Origin of the sequence: Eubacterium sp. ER2, from assembly GCF_000765215.1 — a bacterium.
GTDB classification, from domain to species: domain Bacteria; phylum Bacillota; class Clostridia; order Lachnospirales; family Lachnospiraceae; genus Claveliimonas; species Claveliimonas intestinigallinarum.
The window spans coordinates 37,577-58,184 of record NZ_JPJE01000045.1 but is presented as its reverse complement, the minus strand read 5'-3'; the positions used below and the strand labels follow the sequence as shown (position 1 = coordinate 58,184).

At 53.3% G+C, this 20,608-nt stretch carries 18 protein-coding genes and 1 rRNA gene; 1 reads left to right on the top strand and 18 read right to left on the bottom strand.

Annotated features, from left to right (window positions below; translation table 11 throughout):
• The 7 genes from NI21_RS0114240 to ald form a co-directional block, all read right to left on the bottom strand.
• Positions 1-76, bottom strand: a 16S ribosomal RNA gene (locus NI21_RS0114240); the annotation flags it as partial.
• Positions 77-509: 433 nt separating this feature from the next.
• Entirely contained in the window at positions 510-1,868 is a 1,359-nt protein-coding gene (radA, locus tag NI21_RS0114235) for a DNA repair protein RadA (RefSeq protein WP_033126876.1), read from the bottom strand.
• A gap of 115 nt (positions 1,869-1,983) precedes the next feature.
• A complete protein-coding gene (locus NI21_RS0114230) occupies positions 1,984-2,397 on the bottom strand; it encodes a hypothetical protein (protein ID WP_033126875.1) in 414 nt (137 codons plus the stop codon).
• Positions 2,398-2,454: 57 nt separating this feature from the next.
• Positions 2,455-4,890 (bottom strand): ATP-dependent Clp protease ATP-binding subunit, encoded by a 2,436-nt coding sequence (locus NI21_RS0114225; protein ID WP_033126874.1) that lies wholly within the window; start codon positions 4,888-4,890, stop codon positions 2,455-2,457.
• 76 nt (positions 4,891-4,966) lie between these two features.
• Positions 4,967-5,335 (bottom strand): GntR family transcriptional regulator, encoded by a 369-nt coding sequence (locus NI21_RS0114220; RefSeq protein WP_033126873.1) that lies wholly within the window; start codon positions 5,333-5,335, stop codon positions 4,967-4,969.
• An 83-nt stretch (positions 5,336-5,418) separates the two neighbouring features.
• Complete coding sequence (locus tag NI21_RS0114215; RefSeq protein WP_033126872.1) at positions 5,419-6,210, bottom strand: nitroreductase family protein; 792 nt, start codon at positions 6,208-6,210, stop codon at positions 5,419-5,421.
• A gap of 194 nt (positions 6,211-6,404) precedes the next feature.
• Positions 6,405-7,526 (bottom strand): alanine dehydrogenase, encoded by a 1,122-nt coding sequence (gene ald / locus NI21_RS0114210; protein WP_033126871.1) that lies wholly within the window; start codon positions 7,524-7,526, stop codon positions 6,405-6,407.
• A gap of 327 nt (positions 7,527-7,853) precedes the next feature.
• Between ald and NI21_RS0114205 the strand changes: the two genes are divergently transcribed.
• Positions 7,854-8,711: a MurR/RpiR family transcriptional regulator gene (locus NI21_RS0114205; protein WP_033126870.1), complete on the top strand. Its 858-nt coding sequence runs from the start codon at positions 7,854-7,856 to the stop codon at positions 8,709-8,711.
• An 89-nt stretch (positions 8,712-8,800) separates the two neighbouring features.
• Here the strand turns inward: NI21_RS0114205 and NI21_RS0114200 are convergent, their stop codons facing one another.
• The 11 genes from NI21_RS0114200 to NI21_RS0114150 all read right to left on the bottom strand — a co-directional run bounded on the left by NI21_RS0114200 (position 8,801) and on the right by NI21_RS0114150 (position 20,577).
• A complete protein-coding gene (locus tag NI21_RS0114200; RefSeq protein WP_033126869.1) occupies positions 8,801-11,512 on the bottom strand; it encodes an ABC transporter permease in 2,712 nt (903 codons plus the stop codon).
• Complete coding sequence (locus NI21_RS0114195; RefSeq protein WP_033126868.1) at positions 11,512-12,204, bottom strand: ABC transporter ATP-binding protein; 693 nt, start codon at positions 12,202-12,204, stop codon at positions 11,512-11,514. Before NI21_RS0114195 ends, NI21_RS0114200 begins: the two co-directional genes overlap by 1 nt.
• A gap of 118 nt (positions 12,205-12,322) precedes the next feature.
• Positions 12,323-13,345: a sensor histidine kinase KdpD gene (locus NI21_RS0114190; RefSeq protein ID WP_033126867.1), complete on the bottom strand. Its 1,023-nt coding sequence runs from the start codon at positions 13,343-13,345 to the stop codon at positions 12,323-12,325.
• A gap of 24 nt (positions 13,346-13,369) precedes the next feature.
• A complete protein-coding gene (locus NI21_RS0114185) occupies positions 13,370-14,044 on the bottom strand; it encodes a response regulator transcription factor (protein WP_033126866.1) in 675 nt (224 codons plus the stop codon).
• A 95-nt stretch (positions 14,045-14,139) separates the two neighbouring features.
• Positions 14,140-15,414: a phosphoribosylamine--glycine ligase gene (gene purD / locus NI21_RS0114180; RefSeq protein WP_033126865.1), complete on the bottom strand. Its 1,275-nt coding sequence runs from the start codon at positions 15,412-15,414 to the stop codon at positions 14,140-14,142.
• 25 nt (positions 15,415-15,439) lie between these two features.
• Entirely contained in the window at positions 15,440-16,063 is a 624-nt protein-coding gene (gene purN, locus NI21_RS0114175; protein WP_033126864.1) for a phosphoribosylglycinamide formyltransferase, read from the bottom strand.
• Entirely contained in the window at positions 16,057-17,082 is a 1,026-nt protein-coding gene (gene purM, locus NI21_RS0114170; RefSeq protein WP_033126863.1) for a phosphoribosylformylglycinamidine cyclo-ligase, read from the bottom strand. Before purM ends, purN begins: the two co-directional genes overlap by 7 nt.
• A 13-nt stretch (positions 17,083-17,095) precedes the next feature.
• Entirely contained in the window at positions 17,096-17,608 is a 513-nt protein-coding gene (gene purE / locus NI21_RS0114165; protein WP_033126862.1) for a 5-(carboxyamino)imidazole ribonucleotide mutase, read from the bottom strand.
• Positions 17,609-17,672: 64 nt separating this feature from the next.
• Positions 17,673-19,730: an aminopeptidase gene (locus NI21_RS0114160; RefSeq protein ID WP_033126861.1), complete on the bottom strand. Its 2,058-nt coding sequence runs from the start codon at positions 19,728-19,730 to the stop codon at positions 17,673-17,675.
• Positions 19,731-20,129, bottom strand: coding sequence for a DUF6142 family protein (locus tag NI21_RS0114155; protein ID WP_033126860.1), 399 nt, complete (start codon positions 20,127-20,129; stop codon positions 19,731-19,733).
• A complete protein-coding gene (locus tag NI21_RS0114150; protein WP_052084154.1) occupies positions 20,098-20,577 on the bottom strand; it encodes a VanZ family protein in 480 nt (159 codons plus the stop codon). Before NI21_RS0114150 ends, NI21_RS0114155 begins: the two co-directional genes overlap by 32 nt.
• Positions 20,578-20,608 lie beyond the last annotated feature (31 nt).

Sequence of the window (20,608 nt, the reverse complement as noted above, 5' to 3'; positions counted from 1 at the left end):
AAGTGCTTCGCTCGACTTGCATGTGTTAAGCACGCCGCCAGCGTTCATCCTGAGCCAGGATCAAACTCTCGTAAAAAAGTTCTCTCTCGGTCCAGGAAAACTACTAGCTTTCCTATCCCGTTATTTACTGTTGGCATCAGATCTTCGCTTTCGCTCGATCTGATTTCCGTTCTGAATATTTCTCTTAGAAATTTTCAGGGTCGTTGTCTATTGTTCAGTTATCAAGGTTCTTTGTTTTCGCATCTCAGCGACAACTTCTATATCATATCATGTCGCTTCGTGTTTGTCAACAACTTTTTTATTTTTTTCTTTCTGTATCCTCCCGGATTGAAAGAAAATGTCTCGTTGTTGTCGCTGTCTCACGTGACAGCTTTGATATAATAGCACAGGAGAAGTTGAATTGTCAATGTTATTTTTATTTTTTATTTTATTTATACAATTTACACAATTCATCTTCCTCCCATCCTCTCCTACGAGGACATATTGACCATCCACCTTCTTTTATATAGTTATATAAAATCAATCGCCTCGTTGATGGATTTCACACCCAGAAGTTTGATCCCCTGAATGTTTTTCACAGCCCCCAGGGATACCGCCGGTAAAATACAAGTCTGAAATCCCAGCTTCTTCGCCTCAGAGACTCTCTGCTCCGGCATGTTGACCGCACGCACCTCACCGCTTAGTCCCACTTCGCCGAACACAAGCACATCTTCCGGTACAGGTCTGTTTTTATAGCTGGACACAAGAGCCAACACAATTCCCAGATCCACGGCAGGCTCATTGATGCGGATACCGCCCGCGATATTGACATAGGCGTCATAATTCGAGAGGGGAAGGCCCAACCTTTTTTCCAACACCGCCATCAGCAGATTCACACGGTTGTAGTCTGTTCCCGCGGCAGTTCTTCTTGGCATGCCAAAATTACTCCGGCATACAAGAGCCTGGATCTCCAGAAGAATCGGCCGGGTTCCCTCCATAGAACAGGCCACCACTGAACCGGAGGCACTTTCCGGTCTTCCGTTCAGCATAAATTCGGAAGGATTTTCTACCTCCCGGAGTCCATCCTGTCTCATCTCAAATACCCCGATCTCGTTAGTAGAGCCAAAACGGTTCTTTACCCCGCGCAGGATTCTGTAGGACGCATGGCGGTCCCCCTCGAAATACAAAACCGTATCTACCATGTGCTCCAGTACTCTGGGCCCGGCCACCGTCCCCTCCTTTGTTACATGTCCCACTATAAAGATAGAAATCCCCATCCCTTTAGCAATCTGCATGAATATGTTGGTAGCCTCCCTAACCTGCGAGACACTCCCGGGGGCAGAGGCCACTTCCTCGCTGTACATGGTCTGTATGGAGTCAATGACTACAAGGGAAGGGTCCTCCCTCTCAATCACACCGCGGATGGTCTCTATATTTGTCTCACACAGAAGCAGCAGATTATCTGTAAATGTTCCCATGCGGTCTGCCCGCAATTTGATCTGCTTCAGGGACTCCTCTCCCGAAATATACAGGAGCTTCTGTTCGCGCTCCGTCAATCTCTGGCACACCTGCAGAAGAAGGGTAGATTTCCCGATTCCCGGATCGCCGCCCACAAGCACAAGTGAGCCTGGCACAATTCCGCCTCCCAGCACGCGGTCCAACTCGCCGATACCAGTGCGAACCCGCTCCTCTATGTCCGTCCGCACACTGGAAAGAGCAACCACCTCAGCCTCTTTCAGACTTTTCATCTGCCCCCCGGCCTTTGCCGTAGTCACCTTCTCTTCCACAAATGTATTCCACTGTCTGCATACCGGGCACTGCCCCAGCCATTTACTCTCTTCATGCCCGCAATTCTGGCAGAAAAAAATACTTTTCTTTGCTTTCGCCACTGTTCTTCTCCTTTTTCTTCCACTTTCTCCATAGACATTTCTCATTAAAAGGAACGAGACGATCTGTCTGACACCAACAAAAACAAGCTGCAGGGGAAATCCCTGCAGCCCGGAATTATTTCTTTACAATTTTCACTTCTATGCTCTTTCCTTCTTCCAGCTCTGCACTGACGCTCAGCTTGCCGCTTAAGTTTGTCGTCATATCACCGATATTCATATCATCCAGATAGACAGTGTACTCACTGTCCGCCTCCAGCTCAAGTGTAAACTGTGCATCTTTTGGCGCAGATACTTTAAAGGAAACAACGCCGTCCCCAGTCTTAAAATTCTCCACCGCTGTCCCGGGAACGGACTCGTATACAAACATGCCGTTTTTCTCCAGTTTGGTGATCTCGGCAAACGTCTTTACCTTATAGATATCTCCCTGGAACTCAAAGCCCTCCAGCTTCGTCTTAGAGCCGAGTGTGTAATCTCCAAAACTCAGTGTCCCATCGTTTTCTGCCCGCAACAGCTCTTTTACTACTGCCATTTTATATGTCCTCCTAGTGGTTCTTCTTTTGTATCCACATTATATCTCAAAAAATTTTCAATTTGTAGTCTTTGGAATAAATTTTATTTCTTTTTTAGACATGCCGACCTCTACTGTCTGGCCTCTTTTTATGGTACCGTCCAGCACTGCCTCAGCCAGCTTATCTTCCAGCAGGTTCTGCACCGCGCGGCGCAGCGGGCGGGCTCCATATTTCTGATCCGTGCCCGTCTCCACAATATACTTTTTCACAGAATCCCGGACATGGAGCATGATGCCAAGCTGCTCTTTTGCCCGCGTACACACCTCTTTGCACATCATACCCACGATCTTCTTCATATTATCATGATTCAGAGCATGGAACACAATGATCTCATCAATACGATTCAAGAACTCCGGCCGGAAGAGCAACTTCACTTCATTCATCACATTGGACTTCATCCGCTTGTAGTTTCCGGCCTCGTCTTCTTTTGTCACAAATCCCAGCCGCTTCGGATCGATGATCGCCTGGGCGCCCGCATTGGATGTCATAATGATCACGGTGTTGCGGAAATCTACCTTCCTGCCCTGGGAGTCCGTAATATGGCCATCATCCAGCACCTGCAGAAGGATGTTAAACACATCCGGATGCGCCTTCTCGATCTCGTCAAACAGTACAACCGAGTAGGGGTGACGGCGCACCTGTTCACTAAGCTGTCCTCCGTCCTCGTGACCCACATATCCCGGAGGAGAACCGATCATCTTAGAGACGCTGTGCTTCTCCATGTACTCGGACATATCCACCCGGATCATAGAGTCCTCATTTCCAAAGAGCGCCTCTGCCAGTGCCTTTGAGAGCTCTGTCTTTCCCACACCAGTAGGACCGAGAAAGAGAAAAGAGCCGATGGGGCGGCCCGGGTCTTTCAAGCCCACTCTTCCACGACGCACCGCCTTCGCCACCGCAGTCACAGCCTCCTCCTGTCCTACTACTCTCTTGTGAAGAGTCTGCTCCAGCCTTTTCAACCTGGCGCTCTCAGACTCTGCCAGTTTCCGCACAGGAATCTTCGTCCACTCGGACACGACGCCTGCTATGTCATCGGCCGTGACACACACCTGGCGGCGGGCATTGTTTCTCTGGAAACGCTTTTTCTGCTGCTCCAGCTTTTTCTGAGCTTCCTGCTGCTCCTTGTGGAGAAGGGAGGCCTCCTTCATATCTCCGGAACGGATGGCATCCTCCTTGTCACGAGCCAGCTGTTCGATCACCTTCTCCAGCTCTTCCATATTTTCCGGCACTTTAAATCCCTTCAGGCTGACCTTGGCGCAGGCTTCATCCAGCACATCTATGGCTTTATCCGGCAGGAAGCGGTCGCTGATATAGCGCTCCGACAGGGAGACCGCAGCCTCCAGCGCCTCCTCCCGGACAGACACGCGGTGATGTTCCTCATATTTTTCCTGAAGTCCCTTCAGGATCTCCAGGCACTCCTCCCTGGTCGGTTCTTCCACTGTCACCGGCTGGAACCGGCGCTCCAGGGCCGCATCCTTTTCTATATATTTCCTGTACTCCACAATGGTGGTGGCTCCGATGAGCTGCAGCTCCCCTCTTGCCAGGGAAGGCTTCAGTATATTGGATGCGTCCATGGCGCCTTCCGCGCCGCCGGCGCCGATGATGGTGTGGACCTCATCCAGGAAGAGGATCACATTGCCGGCAGCCTTCACCTCCTGGATCAGCCGCTTCATCCTCTCCTCAAATTCGCCTCTGTACTTGGACCCGGCGATCATCCCCGCCAGATCCATAGTAACGATGCGCCGGTTTTTCATTGTCTCCGGCACCACGCCTCTGGCGATCCGCTGGGCAAGCCCCTCCAGCACCGCCGTCTTTCCGACGCCCGGCTCTCCTACAAGGCAGGGGTTGTTCTTCGTACGGCGGCTCAGGATCTGCATCAGCCGCTCGATCTCCTTCTCCCGGCCGATGACAGGGTCCAGTTTCCCCTCTGCGGCCTGAAGTGTCAGGTCTGTACCATACTGTTCCAGGACAGAATTTTTCCTCCGCCCGTCCTCCTGCATCTCCTCCATGTACTCTTTGGGGTCTGCGCCCACACTGACCAGGATATCCTGGCACAGCTTCTGAAGATTCACATTCAGCGTGAGCAGGATCCTGGCTGCCACACAGTCCACATCCCGCAGGATAGCAAGGAGCATATGCTCCGTCCCCGCCTCATCGGAGCGCAGGCGCAGCGCCTCCTCCTTGGACTCCTCCAGGATGTACGTAAGCCGGGGGCTCATCTGAGGACTGCCTGTGACCGTCGCTCCCTCCCCGGGGGATACCAGCTCATCTATGATCTTCCGGATATTCTCCTCACTGACACCGTTCAGGGCCAGCACCTGTCCGGCCACCCCGGTGTAAACTTTTTTCAGCCCGACAAGAAGATGCTCCGTCCCGATGTAGGGGTGCCGGAGCTCTCTTGCCACAGTCTTTGCAATTTTCAATACTTCCTTTGCCTGTTCGGTATAGTTCATGTCCTATCAGGGAAAAAGAATCTGCTCCTCTTCCCGCTCCTTTCTCCATTTTCCCGTCTCTGCCGGATCTTTCTTCCTAAGCGTACTCGTCGAAAATCTCATCCACAAGCTCATGCACTTCTTCCCTGGATATAGCCTTGCACCGGCCCTGAGCCAGCACGATCCGAAGCTGCTGCTTCATCTCCTCCACTGCCTTGATCTTGTCGATATCCAGTGCAACCACAGCGCCTTTGCGCCTGTCAAGCTGAATAAATCCTTCCTGCCTAAGCAGGCTGTAGGCCTTGTTCACTGTGTGCATATTGATCCCCACCGCCTGGGCCATCTGCCGGACCGAGGGGAGCGGGTCTCCCTCCCGGATCTCGGCGGTAGCGATCCCCAGGATGATCTGGTTGCGCACCTGCATGTAAATCGCTTCGTCACTGTTAAAATCAATTTCTATCAACATAGTATCCCCTTCTCACTAAGAGCCTTTTCTCTTGTTATATATACATTAGCACATATTACACAATTCCCGCAAGAAAAACAACTCTACCGGATCACGATATTGCCGGATTTCCGGGGCGCAGTCCTTTTATAGGATACAGCCGGGTACCCCATGAGCATGCAACAGACCACGGTGCGCTTCCCGATGCCCAGCCACTCCCTGAGCACATCGCTGTTCTCCACCACCGCTTTGGTGTAGCCGCTGAACAGCACGCCGGCTCCCTCAGCCACAGCCATGTTTTCAATATTGGCCGCCGCCAATCCTCCGTCCAGAGGATTTTTGGAGGTGATCACCAGGAAGGATGTGGCGTTAAAGAAAAAGGTATCGTCCTTTGGATCTTTTTTATATTTCTCATAGAACCCGCGGAAAACGCGCTCATACAGAGGCGCCTCCTCCTTCAGGACATCCAGGATGCCGGGCAGCTCCTTCCAGAAAAGATCTTTAAACGCTTTCATTTCGTCCCGCACCAGGACAAACCTGCATCCCTGGGTATTTTTCGCCGTGGGCGTGTACCGGCCTGCCGCCAGGATGCGCTCCAGCTTCTCCCGCTCTATGGGCGTGCTCTTGAAGTTCCGGATGCTCCTTCTGAATTTCACCGCGTGGAGAAAATGTTCCGGATCCACACAGAATGTGTCTTTATCGTACTCCTCCACCTCGTCCATGTCGTACTCCGGTATGGACACAGCTCCCGTGGGACAGACCGCCACACAGTGTCCGCACTGAATACATTTGCGCACATACTCCGCCTTTTTATCCTGGATCTGCAGCGCTTCTCCCGGACAGTCCCTGACGCAGGCGCCGCATCCCACACACAAATCTTTATTAATCTCAACCATGATCCGCACTCCTTATCCTTTAAATAATCCTTTAAAACTTTATAAGTTCTTCCGTATTTACATCTGATATATTACCACAGCTTCCGGTTTCTGCAAACTAAAAAGACGGAGGCATCCGCCGCCGGACTGTCTTTCTCTGCCCGTCGGGGATGCCTTCGTTTATAAAAGCTGTGAATTTTTATAGACTTTACAATTTATTTGCAGATTTCTCTTATGTCTGTGTACTCATAGCAGTCAAAGCTGTCTGCCACGTTCTTGCATGTCAGCTTGCCATCGTATGTGTTGATGGCTGAGTAGATCACCTCGTTGTCTGCGCATGCTTTCTCAAGTCCCTTGTTTGCGATCTGGAGACCGTAGGAGAGAGTTGCATTTGTCAGAGCGATGGTGGATGTTCTCGGAACAGCACCCGGCATATTTCCTACACAGTAGTGAACAACGCCATCCTCGATGAAGATCGGATCATCGTGGTATGTCACTTTTGTGGTCTCGCCGCAGCCGCCCTGGTCAACAGCAACGTCTACAAATACAGCGCCTGGTTTCATCTCTTTGAGATATTTCTTTTTGAAGATCTTTGGAGCAGCTTTTCCTGGGATCAGGACAGATCCGATCACAAGGTCTGCTTCTTTTACAGCTTTCTCAATGTTTGCATCATTGGATACAAGTGTCTGGATGCGGGCTCCAAAAATGTCGTCCAGATAAGCAAGTCTCGGAAGGCTGATATCCAGGATAGTTACATTTGCGCCCATTCCAACAGCAATCTTGCAGGCGTTTGTTCCTACATTTCCGCCTCCAAGGATTACGATGTTTGCCTTCGGTGTTCCCGGAACGCCTGCCAGGAGAACGCCCTCGCCGCCGAATGTCTGCTCCAGGTATTTAGCTCCTTCCTGGATACTTAAGCGTCCTGCGATCTGGCTCATAGGAGCAAGAAGGGGAAGTCCGCCCTGCTTCGGATCATACAGTGTCTCGTAGGCAACACCTTTAACTTTTCCATTTAAGAGAGCGTCTGTCTGCGGTTTGTCTGCCGCCAGATGAAGATATGTATAGAGGATCAGTCCTTCGTGGAACAGCGGATACTCTTCCGGAAGAGGCTCTTTTACCTTGATCATCATCTCTACTGTATCCCACACTTCTTTTGCAGTGTCGATCATCTTTGCGCCTGCTGCCTCGTACTCAGCATCCTGGAACCCGGATCCAACACCAGCGCCTTTCTCAATATACACCTCATGGCCTGCTGCCACATAGCTCTTTACGTTATCCGGTGTCATACCTACACGGAACTCATTGTTTTTGATTTCTTTTACGCATCCTACTTTCAACTTTCTTACCTCCTGTGTCAATATTTTTCCGGCTCTTCTGCCTTCTCTTATTTCGGGCTGCAGCCTGCTCCTGCACGGCCTGCAGATACCCGGCGAAAAATATTCTTCAAATTCTTATTTTTTTGAAGAATATTTTTCATTTGTTTCTAAAATCATAATAGCACACCACCCTTCAACATTCAATAAAAGTTATTTTTTTCACAAAACTTTTTATTTATCAACATTTCTTTCATTTGCATGTACAATTGACTTGAATATTTTCTCAATCCATGCTTAAATCTTATTGTAGAATACAAACATACTATTGCCAAACCCGGAGGGAAGAATATGAAAGAATTGAGGGACCTTATCAGTAAGACCCCGCTTACCAAGACACAGAAGATCATTGCAAAATATATACTGGACAACTCTGCCGACGCCTGTTTCATGACATCCACAGAAATCGCCCTGAAACTGGGCGTCAGCGAATCCTCTGTCATCCGCTTCAGCCGGTCACTGGGATTTGAAGGATTTATGGATTTTCAAAAAAACCTGCGAAAGGACTACCAGGACAAAGTGCTGAGCATTTCCAGTTCCATCACCATCCCATCTCAGAGGATCGCCAAACGGGCCCAGCTCACCAGCACATCCGACTACATCAACCGGCATTTCAAAAATGCCGCACAGAATCTGGAAAGCGCACTGACATCCAACAGCCCGGACTCCTTCGAGGAGGCAGCCAGCATTATCCTTGCAAGCAGACACAAGTACATCACCGCCTCCAGAGGCAACTCCTCCCTGGGGGACTATTTTCTCCTCTATCTGAAGCACATGGTCCCCAACGTGGAGACCACCAGCTCCTCGGCCATCAGTCCGGTGGACCACCTGTGCAACATTTCAAAGGATGACTGCCTGATCATGTTCAGCTTCCCTCGGTACTCCTCCGAGGATAAGATCTGCGCCCAGATGGCAAGGGAGTCCGGCGCAAAGATCATCGTTGTGACCGACAAACCAAGCGCCCTCCTGGCCGAGTACGCTACTGTCCTCTTCACAGTCCCAGTAGACAGCAACGCTTTCTTCAACTGCATGGTGGGTCCGCAGTTCATCGCAGAGGGCATTCTGGAGACACTGAGCCATAAGGCCAAAGGGATTGAGAAAAGGCTCAAGAAAATCGACAGATATCTCGGCGAATTGGGTAATTATTGATCGCGAAAAGTTAATTCCGGACGTAATACTTTTAAAAAGTATTACGTCCGGAATTAACATATCTGGTGCGTTATTGTGTATTTTGTATTCTACTCTTTGCGCAATTCATCGATGATGTTCATCCTGCGGATCTTGCCTATGCTGTACGCCATGGTGATGCCTACGATGAGGAGCACGCCTGCCACAGCCGCCGCAAACCAGGGCCAGGGGAAGATGAATTCATTCCCGCCTCCGGCCCGGGAAGTGAAATGCCAGAAGGCAAAGCTGATAAGCAGGGACAAAATGGTGCCGTACACAAGGGAGCGCAGGCCATAGATGACGCACTCGTATCCCAGCATAAGGCGGAAGGATCTGCCTGTCATCCCCACGGAACGGAGCATGGCAAACTCCCGTCGTCTCAGCATCAGGTTTGTGGACATGGTGTTGAACACATTTGTCAGTGCAATAAGGGAGATGAGAGTGATAAATCCATAGCACAGAACCTGGATGGCCGCCACCGCCTGCCTGTTCATCTCTGCATCCGCAGCCGGCGTATAGAAAATGCCGTCCCACTCTTCTTTTTCTTCCAGTTTCTCTTGCAGGTCTGCCCCTACCGTCCGGTAATCCGAAGCCCGGATGTTGAACTCTGCAAAATAGGACTCCCCTTCCGTCCCGTCACTCATCAGGCTCCTGTACTGTTCAAACTGTCTCTCCGACAGGATCATGATAGGATCCACTCTTCCCTGGGCGTCATATTTTTCGGGGAGCTGCATCGTCTCCTGATCAAACTCCACCTGGAGCTTTTCTTCAAACGTCATTTCCTGTCCACCGTCCGGCGTCTCCTCCGCCCGGTATATCCCAGCCGCCAGGGGCCTTTTCTTCACCTCGTCTGACAGAACCGGAACCTGACTGTAGGTCTCATTTTCTTCATCATACACCTGCATCTGGTCATAATAAACCGCCTTGAGAACTGTATCGTCTGTGCCGTCCGCGCCGTCTGCTGCAGCACCCGCATCCGGCTCTTCCAGCCCCCGCTCCTTAAGGAACTCCTGGTACTCATCATCTGACAGCACAATCGCGGGGCAGGTAAAGGGCACTTTCCCGTCCGGATGATCATCCCCGCTCCAGGAATTTACCCGGTTGTACTCCTCATTCAGCATGTTCTCTTCCACAGGAATGGAAAGATAGATGCTTTTATACATCCACACCTCTTCCACACCCGGCTCATTTTCCAGAAGTTTCCGGACATCCCCGGTGGTCTGCTCATCTTCCTGGCCGCCGGACAGGAACAGCGTGTACTTCAGTTCATACTTAGGCGGATCCAGGATCGTGCCGCCTGCACGGGTCAGATAAATGGTAAACAGCGCCGCTGTCATAAGCAGTACCATGCTGACCGTAAGGGAAACCACCGTGCTCTTATATTTCTTCCGGTCCCTCCTGTAATTCTTGGAGGCCAGCATCCCCGGAAGCCCCAGCATTTTCCCTGTCAGTCTCCCGCTTTTTACATCCCGGGGACGGATGCGGATGTCCTTTGTGGAACGGATGGCATCCATGGGAGAAATCTTCCGGATCCGCCGGGAGGGTATCCACACAGACACCAGCACAATAAGAAAGGCAAAAGCCGCCGCCAGAAGAAGCGCGGCCGGATAGATCTGCACCGGTATCTCTCCCTCATACCCGTACATAAATGCCGTCAGCCCGCCTCCGATAAAATGCAGCGTGACCGCGCTCCCGGCCACCCCGGCCAGAAGTCCCAGAGGGATCCCCGCGCCGCTTACAAGAAACGCCTCAAATCGCAGGGATTTTCTAAGCTGCTTCCGGGTGGCTCCCACAGAAGCAAGAAGCCCGAACTGAGCTGTCCGCTCCCGCAGGGAAATGGAAAATGAGTTGTAGATCAAAGAGACTGACCCCACCATGATCACCGCCAGCAGTGTCCCCAGCATTCCCACGATAAACTGGATATAGCGTTCACTGCGGAACACGCCCTGCCATCTGAGGAGACTGTCGTGCCGGGACCAGGACACCCCTTCCAGCCTGTTTCTGCCGTCGGAAGGATCCACCCAGTCCGCGATAAATCCGTCTGCCTGGCCCGGCTTTTTCATCTCCAGAAAAGCGCGGCAGTACAGCCCGTTTTCGTCCTGATCCGGGATATCCCGCCCCCCTGTCAGAAGCATGTACCCGGCGTCAAACCTGGCGCTGCCAAAATCCATCTCCGCCATCTCTTTGTAAACGCCTGTCACCGTAAAGCTCTGGGTCTGCCCTTCCACATACTGCCCAGCCCTGCCTGCCTCCTCGGAGGTTTCCCGGACGAGTTCCCAGGATTTCTGCGTCTCCCCGGTTTCCGAGACATATCTGCCCATGGGAATGGCAAGCACATCCCCCACGTGAGCTTCCCGCCCGGCGATCCAGATCCCGTCGTAGGGGATCAAGATCTCGTCTTCTGTTTCCGGCAGCCGCCCTGCGTCAAGTTCCACCGGCAGCTCCTCCCAGGCCGTCTCATCCCGGCTGGCCACCAGATGACAGATCCCGTCCTCTTCCCGGGCCGGGACATACCCCAGCTCATACAGCACAGAAGCCTTCTCCACCCGATCATCCGCCAGGACCTCGGCCAGCTCCTCCCTGGTCATCCCGCTTATATCCACATGCCACGCTCCTTCCGTGGCAATAGTATGCTGCACAAGAAAATGCTGCATGCTCCCTGCAAATACCGCCAGCGCCGTCACCATGGCCGTGGAGAGAATGACGCCGATGATGGTGACCACTGTGCGGGTCCGGTTCTGTCCCATGGTCCTTCTTGTGATCTCTGAAAAAATATTTCTCATTACCGGATCACCTCGTCTTTCACGATCCGCCCGTCCGCCAGGGCGATGACCCGGTCCGCCTGGAGAGCGATATCCTCGTCGTGGGTAATGACCACCATGGTCTGGTCGTAGGTTCGGTTGGAGTATTTCAGAAGCTCCACGATCTGCCGGCTGTTCTCCGAGTCCAGATTGCCGGTGGGCTCATCCGCCAGCACCACCGCCGGGGCGTTCATAAGCGCCCTGCCTATGGACACCCGCTGCTGCTGTCCGCCGGACAACTGCCCCGGCAGATGGGTACGCCGCTTTTCCATCTTCAGGATCTTCAGCAGATTTTCCATCCGCTCTTTATTCACCTTTCTCCCGTCCATGAGCACCGGCAGGGCAATATTCTCCTCCACCGTCAGCACCGGGATCAGATTGTAAAACTGGTAGATGAGCCCCACCTTTCTTCTGCGGAACACGGCCAGCTCCTCCTCCTTCTGGGCGTACACATCCACGCCGCCCACATAGACTTTCCCTGCCGTGGGCCGGTCCACCCCGCCCAGCAGATGGAGCAGGGTGGATTTGCCGGAGCCGGAGGCCCCCATCACCGCCACAAACTCTCCTTTCTGCACGGAGAAGGACACGCCGTCCAAAGCCCGCACGGCGTTTTCCCCCTCCCCGTATATTTTTGTCAGATTTTCAACACGAAGGATCTCCCCTGTCTTTTTCATGTCACTGTTCCTCCTGCATGGTTTTTCTTTCACTGTCAGTATAGCCCGCCCACATGACAGGACCGTGACAGAAAAATGACGGATCTGTCACTTTCAGACCCGTCATCCGCAAAATCCGTCACCTGTAAAACCGCATGGTAAACTGTCCGCCCCGGCCCTTGCTGTTCCCGGCCAGGATCACCCCGTTTTCTCCGGCCAGGATGGACCTGGCCAGCGCCAGGCCGATGCCAAAGTTCCCGGCAGCCGCGTTCTGCCCTCTGTAAAACCGCTCAAACACATGGGGCAGATCCTTATCCGCTATCCCCTCCCCGGAGTCGGTAATGACAATCTCCGCAAAAAGCGGGGTCTCCCGCAGGCTGATCCAGATGCAGCCCCCTTCCGGCGTGTGCTCCAGAGCATTTTTGATCACATTCTGCACCGCCTCCAGCGTCCAGGTATAGTCTCCCCGTATGGCAGGCTCCCCGGACAGGTCGAAGATGCACTCCTGCCCGTGGATCTCCATGGAAATCTCAAAGGGCTTAAGGGCCTCCCTTGCCAGCTCTCCGGCCGGAAATTCCTCTTTTCTCATCACCACTGTCCCTGCCTCCAGCTTTGACAGCTTAAGGAGCGTCTCCACCAGCCAGCCGATGCGTGACAGCATGCCCGTCATCTCCCGGAGCAGGGCCCGCCTTTCGTCCTCTGTAAGGGCGGAACTGCGGAGCCGCTCCGCCTGCAGATTAAGAGACGTAAGAGGCGTGCGGATCTGGTGGGAGATATCTGCCAGCGCTTCCGAGAGCTGACGCTTGTCCGCCATAAGAAGAGCCGACTGCCGGCTTAAGCGGACCAGCAGTTTCTCAATCTCATCCCGCAGCACTTCCAGATCCCCCTCCCGGAAATGCTGCATCTGCATGTCACCTCTGCCGGAGGAGGAGCCTTTTGTCTCCATGTGGAGAAAACCATCCAGCTCCTCTGCCAGGCACTGCACATCCCTGGTCCTCCTCCATGTAAACAAAAGGGAAATGGCCGCAAAAACTGCTCCTGTCAGAAAGACCGGAAGCGCCGCCTGCCGGGAGACAGAAAACGCCGCCCCGGTGGCCGCCAGAAGAACCACAGCAAAGAGCAGGCACTGCTGCCGGATATCCCTGTTTCTGAAAAACTCCATCTCTTTCCTCCTTCTCTCTTCCGGTTACTCCATGCGATAGCCCAGCCCCCGGACCGTCCGCAGGATGACAGGGTTCCCCGGATCCAGCTCTATCTTCTCCCGGAGCCGCTTGATATAGACCGTCAGCGTATTGTCATTGACAAACTCTCCCGAGATATCCCAGAGCTCCTCCATCAGCACATCCCGGCTTAAAATCTGTCCCCGGTGATTTAAAAACACAAGCAGCAGCCGGTATTCCAGCGCAGACAGGTACAGCTCCCGGCCCTCACGCAGGACCACGCCCCGATCTGTGTCCACCGTAAGATCCCCGATCACCGCCGCCCGCTCCGCCCGGCCGCTCCTTCGCAGCACATTTCTCATGCGGGACACAAGCTCCCGGGGCCGGAAAGGCTTGCTGATATAGTCGTCCGCACCCATGTCCAGGCCGGCCACCACCGAATACTCGTCGTCCATAGCTGTCAGAAAGATCACCGGGATCTGGTACTCCTCCTTGATCCTGGCGCAGACCGAAAACCCGTTTCCCTGGGCCAGGGTAATATCAAGAAGCACAAGATCCACCTTGTTCTCATCCAGTATATCCAGTGCCGCCTCCTGCCCCGACGCACTTTTCACCGCAAAACCTTCTCCTGCCAGAAATTCCGTCAGATGTTCCACGATGGAGGGATCGTCCTCCACAAGAAGCACTGCCGCTGTCTGCATGTTTCCCCATCCCCTTTCCTTAAAAGTCTGTCCCGGAAGTCAAAAAGCCCTCCCTGGAATTTCCCTCCAGAGAGAGCTTCTCTTTCGCTTTTTATTTATGCTTCGTCAATGGCTTTTCCAATGTCGTGGCGCATGTACTTGTTGTCAAACTGCACCCACTCTGTGGCCGCGTAGGCGTTGGCCCTGGCCTCCTTCAGATCTTTTCCCTTGGCCGTGATACCAAGAACGCGGCCGCCGTTTGTGACGATCTGTCCGTCCGCCTCTTTTGTCCCTGCGTGGAAGCAGTAGTAACCCTCGTGTTTCTTAAATTCATCCAGCCCTGTAATGGGAAGTCCCTTCTCGTAGGAGACAGGATACCCTTCCGATGCCAGCACCACGCAGACAGCCGCATTGTCCTCAAACTGCAGATCGATCTGATCCAGGGTGCCGTCGATGCAGGCCTCCGCCACGTCGATGATGTCGTTCTTCATCCGGGGCAGAACCACCTGGGCCTCCGGATCCCCGAAGCGGGCATTGTACTCCAGCACTTTCGGCCCTTCCTCTGTCAGCATCAGGCCGAAGAAGATCACGCCTTTGAAGGGGCGCCCCTCGGCTTTCATGGCGTCAACCGTGGGCTGGAAAATATATTTCTGGCAGAACGCATCCACCTCTTCTGTGTAGAACGGGCTCGGAGAAAATGTACCCATACCGCCTGTGTTAAGGCCAGTGTCTCCGTCCCCGGCCCGCTTGTGGTCCTGGGCGCTTGTCATGGTCTTTACAATATTGCCGTCCACAAAGGAGAGGACAGACACTTCCCTGCCGGTCATGAACTCCTCAATGACCATGGTGTTGCCGGAAGCTCCGAATTTCTTGTCCAGCATGATGGTCTTCACGCCTTCCTCCGCCTCCTCCAGGGTGTTGCAGATGAGAACTCCCTTTCCCAGAGCCAGGCCGTCCGCCTTGAGGACGATGGGGAATTTCGCCTCTGTCTTCAGATACTGGATGGCCTTGTCCGGATCGTCAAAATTCTCATAGGCCGCTGTGGGGATATGGTATTTTTTCATCAGATCTTTGGAAAATGCCTTGGAACCTTCCAGGATGGCTGCATTCTTCCTGGGGCCGAAGGTGCGGATGCCTGCCGCCTCCAGCTCATCCACCAGGCCGCCTACCAGAGGATCGTCCATGCCCACAATGACAAGGTCAATGTCTTTCTCCTTTGCAAAAGCCACGATCTTGTCAAACTCCATGGCGCCGATGGGCTCGCACTGTGCGTACTCAGCGATACCCGCATTGCCCGGTGTGCAGTATATCTTCTCCGCTTTGGGACTTTTCGCCACGCAGTACGCGATGGCGTGCTCCCTTCCGCCGCTTCCTACAATCAATACATTCATTGGTCTTCCTCCTGTCTTCCCGGCTTTACCGGATCCTGACTTTTCCGTCTTCCACTGTCACCCTGCCGCCTGCTATAAGGTTAATGGCCTGTGGCAGGATCTTCCACTCTGCCTGCTCCATCACGCGCCTCTGAAGGATCTCGGGGGTATCCCCCTCCTCCACTTCCACAGCTTTCTGTAAAATGATGGGGCCTGTGTCCGTACCTTCATCCACAAAGTGCACGGTAGCTCCCACCACTTTCACCCCTCTTTTAAGGGCCGCTTCATGAACTTTCAGCCCGTAGAAGCCTGTCCCGCAGAAAGCCGGGATGAGGGATGGATGGATGTTGATGATCCTGTTCCTGTATCTTGCGATCATCTCAGCCGGGATGACCACAAGAAATCCGGCCAGCACGATGAGGTCCGGCCCAATCTCGTCCACTGCCTCCAGGAATTTCTCATTAAATTCCTCTCTCGTGGCAAAATCCTTCGGTGAGATGCACTGAGCCGCTACCCCGTGCTCCCTGGCTCTTGTCAGGGCGTAGGCATTTTTATTGTTGCTGATCACCCCCACGATCTCTGTGTTGGTGATGCTCCCTTCGTCCACCGCATCCAGGATAGCCTGCAGGTTAGTGCCGCCCCCGGACACAAGAACCAGTACTCTTAGCATAATGTGACTCCTTTATCTCCGGCTTTGATATGGCCGATCACATAAGGCGTATCTCCTGCCGCTTTCATGGCTTCCATGGCTGCGTCCACATCCTTCGGATCCACTGCCACAACCATGCCGATACCCATGTTAAATGTGTTGTACATCATCTGCTCTTCCACATGGCCCTGCTTTGCCAGCATGTCAAAAATAGGCGGCACCGGATAGCTGTCTTTCTCGATCACTGCGTGGGTGCCTTCCTTCAGCATACGGGGCACGTTCTCGTAGAAGCCGCCCCCTGTGATGTGGCTGCAGGCCTTTACCTTGACTCCTGCGTTTTTCACGCTCTTGAGGGCTTTTACATAAATCCTCGTAGGGGCCAGGAGAGCCTCCCCCAGGGTCTTCCCAAGCTCATCATAATATGTATCCAGAGACTCCCTTGTCATCTCAAAGACTTTGCGCACCAGGGAAAATCCATTGCTGTGCACACCGGAAGAAGCCATGCCGATGAGCACATCTCCCTCTGCCAGGTTCTCCCCAGTGATCATATCTTTTCTGTCACAGACGCCCACTGCAAATCCGGCCAGATCATAATCATCTTCCGGCATAAGTCCGGGATGCTCCGCCGTCTCGCCGCCGATGAGAGCCGCCTCAGACTGGATGCAGCCTTCCGCCACTCCTTTTACAATGTCAGCGATCTTTTCCGGATAGTTCTTTCCGCAGGCTATGTAGTCCAGGAAGAACAGGGGCTCCCCGCCTGCGCAGGCAATGTCGTTGACACACATGGCCACCGCGTCGATACCGATGGTGTCATGCTTGTCCAGGATCATGGCCAGCTTCACTTTTGTGCCGCAGCCGTCTGTGCCGGACAGGAGGACCGGGTCCTCCATCTCCTTGATCTTGCTAAGTGAGAAGGCGCCGGAAAATCCGCCCAGCCCCCCCAGCACCTCGGGGCGCATGGTCTTCTTCACATGCTCCTTCATCAGTTCCACGGATCTGTAACCCGCCTCAATATCTACACCAGCATTCTTGTAATCCATACTTTTCTCCTCACTACATCTGTTTCATGTATTCTTTATAGCCAAGTTCGTCCAGCTTCGCCGCCTTTGCCTGCACGGTCTCTTTCATCTCCTGTGTGTAGGCCTTCAGTCTCTCAAGAAGAGCCGCGTCTGAGGTAGCCAGGATCTTCGCTGCCAGGATGGCCGCGTTCATGCCTCCGTCAATGGCAACTGTGGCAACCGGAATTCCGGGCGGCATCTGTACGATTGAAAAAAGCGCGTCCTCTCCGGCCAGGTTCTTTCCTGACATGGGCACGCCGATGACCGGCATGGGGAAAATGGCAGCGCACATACCCGGCAGATGGGCAGCCATGCCTGCTCCCGCGATGATCACCTTAAAGTCCTTCTCCTCCGCGCTCTTTGCATACTCAAAGAACACATCTGGCTCCCTGTGAGCGGAGATGATCGTCATCTCATACTCGATCCCCAGTTTTTCCAGCATATCGGCAGCCTTGCTCATGACCTTCATGTCAGAGTCACTGCCCATTACAATTCCTACTTTTGGCATAGTTTCCATCCTTTCCGCTTGTATGATTTCCGCTTATTTATAAGTTTTGCAGATAAATCATAGCTTATTTATTCGTATTTTTCAATGGTTCATTTAAAATCTCTGTGCCGGGAAGCACAAATTCTCCATTTTCGATGAGGGAAATCTCCCGTCCGTCCCCTGTCACCACCGCGATCCGGCCCAGCTCCTCATAGGGTATGGTGATGTCCGTATGACAGTGGAAGTAAGCCTTTGACACGTCCTCCCTGCGCAGCGCAGACACCGAGTTGTCCCTGGCCACGATCTCCTTGCCGTCCGGGTTATACACTTTGATGTCCTCCGCCCAGCTGTAGCAGGTGTCGCCCACCGCAAAGTGGGGGCCTGTCTTCTCAGCGATGAGAATGGGCATCTTGTCCCCGATGCCATATTTTCTGGCCGTCACATAGGCTGTGGTGTTGGTTCCGATGGCAAACTCTCCCAGAGGCAGAGTCTCGTGCCGGAAAAGGATGTTGTCATAGATATACTTCTTCCCCTCCTCCTCGTCCGCAAAGTTCCCGCACCGGTAGCCGGTGATCATGCCATCCTCAAAGGTCAGCTCCAGGTCTTTGAACTGCAGACCATTCAGGTACACATGGCTGACGTGGAGCGTACCCCGGGTGCCCTCCAGCACCGGGGAGGTAAAGACCTCCCCCACAGGGATGTTCACATCCGCCACGCAGTTTTCAAAGATGGTCTCCTTTGCAGGATCCTTAAGCCGGAAGAGCTGCACGGTCATGTCCGTCCTGTTGCCGCCTCTGCCGAGGATGCGCACATACTCTCCCTGGTCCAGGGCATTGATGAGCGTTTGCTGAACCTTTCCGTAGAGCTCTGCGTCCAGGGTATTGATCCGGATCACCTCGTCAAAAATCTCCGGATACTTCTCCCCAATCTCAGGAACCGGCCAGGCGATGATGGTGAAACTCCTCTCATCCCCCGGGATGTACTGGTTGGTCATCTGGGAGGAACGGCTGTCGTAGAGGAGCATCAGCTCCTCCTGCTTGGCCGTCAGCGCCACCGCCTCCTGCTTTGGCTCCGGCGCAAAGGGCTTCTCACCAAAGGTCTCCATGACGGCCGGCCCGGCAAGCCCCAGGGCCAGCTTTTTATTTCTCTCATAGAAGGTATGCATAACCTCCAGCTTTCTCTCCATAAAACGCTTGTTGAAGAAAAGGCCCTGGTCATTCCTGTGGTCGTAGTCGTACTGCATGTTGGGAATGCCGCCGTGGTAGCCCACACGCCCGGCTCCCCTCTTTGTCAGAGCGCTGGCTGCCGCCCTGTAGATCACCGGCGAAAGCCCCATCCGGGCGAAATTCTCCACCGCCATTTTCACCACCCGTTCAAATCCCAGGGTGTAGCGAATGTTGACTGTACTCTTCTTTGACAGATCCTTTCCCGTGTTGACAAAGCCCACCCGGTAGCCCTCTGTGTACACGTCCGCCATCCTGCGGATGGTCTCCTCCGGCAGGGAGGCCAGATACGCGGCCGTCCCCAGCTCATTTTCACTTACATATTCCCCGAAGAAATAGAGGTATCTGGGATCCCCAAGGTCACTGCCCTCTATGATGTCCAGGGCAAATGTCTTCTCCGGGTCGATCTGATCCAAGGTCCGGTCCGCCACGAACACATCGCAGTAGTCGCTGGCATACCAGTAGATGATGTCCCGCAGGGTGTGCACCGACGGCTCCTCTTCCTCCTCAAAGCAGTTGTAAATCTCAATGAAGAGCTCGTACAGAATATCCAGATACTCCGTCTTCTCCTCCGCCGCGTAGGGGATGCCGCCTCGTATCTCAGCGTAGAGAAAGCTTAATATCTGGCCGTACTCCTCCCCCAGCTGGTCCACTGCCCAGGCTGGATTTCCAAAGCTGGTCCCGTAATTTTCCGGCAAAATGTCCTCGTACAGCCGCCTATTCCACTCCTTCAGCTCCTCCAGAGAGGATCTCCGGTATTCCCCGGACCGGACGCATCGGTAAAATCTGTCCAATAAAAGAATAAATTCCGCAGTGCGCCGGAACCAGGGCCGGAACCTCTCTCCTGCCGCCCTCTCATCCGGGATCTGCGAAATTCTTTCTATTGCAAGTTCATATCTTTCTTCTGTCAGCTCTGCCATCTAAAACAGCCCCCTTAAAAATATTGCGATCAGCCCGAGAAGAAGAAGGCCGTTCAACGCCGCGCCCACCTTGCAGGTCACGTAGTTCTTCTCCCGCTCCTTAAAGCCCTGGACAGCGTCCTTCAGACCGACGATGGCCAGGACAAGGGCAAAGAGACCTACGACGCCGATCAGGAGCCCCACATCTCCTCTGGTTATGTATGATGCAGAAAAAGCCAGCACCAGAAGGAACAGGCAGCACACTGCCAGGAAAGTGGCTCTTATTCCCCTTCTGGAGTGCTTCAGCTGCGCCTGTCCGTATTTCCGGCTGCGCCTTTTCATCTTTTCTTTTTCAATTTTTTTCTTTTTTCTTCCCTCCGCCATCTCCTCAATGGCTTCTCTTATTCTTCTTAGAAGCATGGTGTCTCCTTATCGCTGCGCATATGATAAATATGATGTATCCTGCCGCTCCTCCTATGGTGTTCAGGAGCAGGTCGTCCACGTCAAAGCTGCCCACCTTCGTCAAGAGCTGAAAGGTCTCCACCATCAGGCTCAGCGAAAAGCTGTACAGCACGGCTGCGGCAAAGCTCCTGTACCGGCTCGCCATAGGCAGGAAAAACCCAAAAGGCATAAAGATCAGCACATTTCCAAAGAGATTGGAAAACACGGCATAGGTGCCAAGCTGATGCCTGTACGTCCAGAACCTCCTGATCTCCCGGAACAGGACCAGATTGTAGTGGTACTCGCTGGCCGGGCCAGTTCGCCCGTACAGATCAGAAAACAGCAGAAAATACACGATAAATGCCATATACAGGATAAAGAGGATCTTCCCCAGTATACGTATTCCCCTGCCTTTTTTATAACTCAAAATCTGTCTTCTACTCCTCCGTTCAGTCCGC

Coding starts and splice junctions, on each gene's coding strand:
- NI21_RS0114230 (WP_033126875.1), bottom strand. CDS start 2,397: ATGGCAGTAGTAAAAGAGCTGTTGCGGGCAGAAAACGATGGGACACTG.
- NI21_RS0114225 (WP_033126874.1), bottom strand. CDS start 4,890: ATGAACTATACCGAACAGGCAAAGGAAGTATTGAAAATTGCAAAGACT.
- NI21_RS0114220 (WP_033126873.1), bottom strand. CDS start 5,335: ATGTTGATAGAAATTGATTTTAACAGTGACGAAGCGATTTACATGCAG.
- NI21_RS0114215 (WP_033126872.1), bottom strand. CDS start 6,210: ATGGTTGAGATTAATAAAGATTTGTGTGTGGGATGCGGCGCCTGCGTC.
- NI21_RS0114205 (WP_033126870.1), top strand. CDS start 7,854: ATGAAAGAATTGAGGGACCTTATCAGTAAGACCCCGCTTACCAAGACA.
- NI21_RS0114200 (WP_033126869.1), bottom strand. CDS start 11,512: ATGAGAAATATTTTTTCAGAGATCACAAGAAGGACCATGGGACAGAAC.
- NI21_RS0114195 (WP_033126868.1), bottom strand. CDS start 12,204: ATGAAAAAGACAGGGGAGATCCTTCGTGTTGAAAATCTGACAAAAATA.
- NI21_RS0114190 (WP_033126867.1), bottom strand. CDS start 13,345: ATGGAGTTTTTCAGAAACAGGGATATCCGGCAGCAGTGCCTGCTCTTT.
- NI21_RS0114185 (WP_033126866.1), bottom strand. CDS start 14,044: ATGCAGACAGCGGCAGTGCTTCTTGTGGAGGACGATCCCTCCATCGTG.
- purD (WP_033126865.1), bottom strand. CDS start 15,414: ATGAATGTATTGATTGTAGGAAGCGGCGGAAGGGAGCACGCCATCGCG.
- purN (WP_033126864.1), bottom strand. CDS start 16,063: ATGCTAAGAGTACTGGTTCTTGTGTCCGGGGGCGGCACTAACCTGCAG.
- purM (WP_033126863.1), bottom strand. CDS start 17,082: ATGGATTACAAGAATGCTGGTGTAGATATTGAGGCGGGTTACAGATCC.
- purE (WP_033126862.1), bottom strand. CDS start 17,608: ATGCCAAAAGTAGGAATTGTAATGGGCAGTGACTCTGACATGAAGGTC.
- NI21_RS0114160 (WP_033126861.1), bottom strand. CDS start 19,730: ATGGCAGAGCTGACAGAAGAAAGATATGAACTTGCAATAGAAAGAATT.
- NI21_RS0114155 (WP_033126860.1), bottom strand. CDS start 20,129: ATGCTTCTAAGAAGAATAAGAGAAGCCATTGAGGAGATGGCGGAGGGA.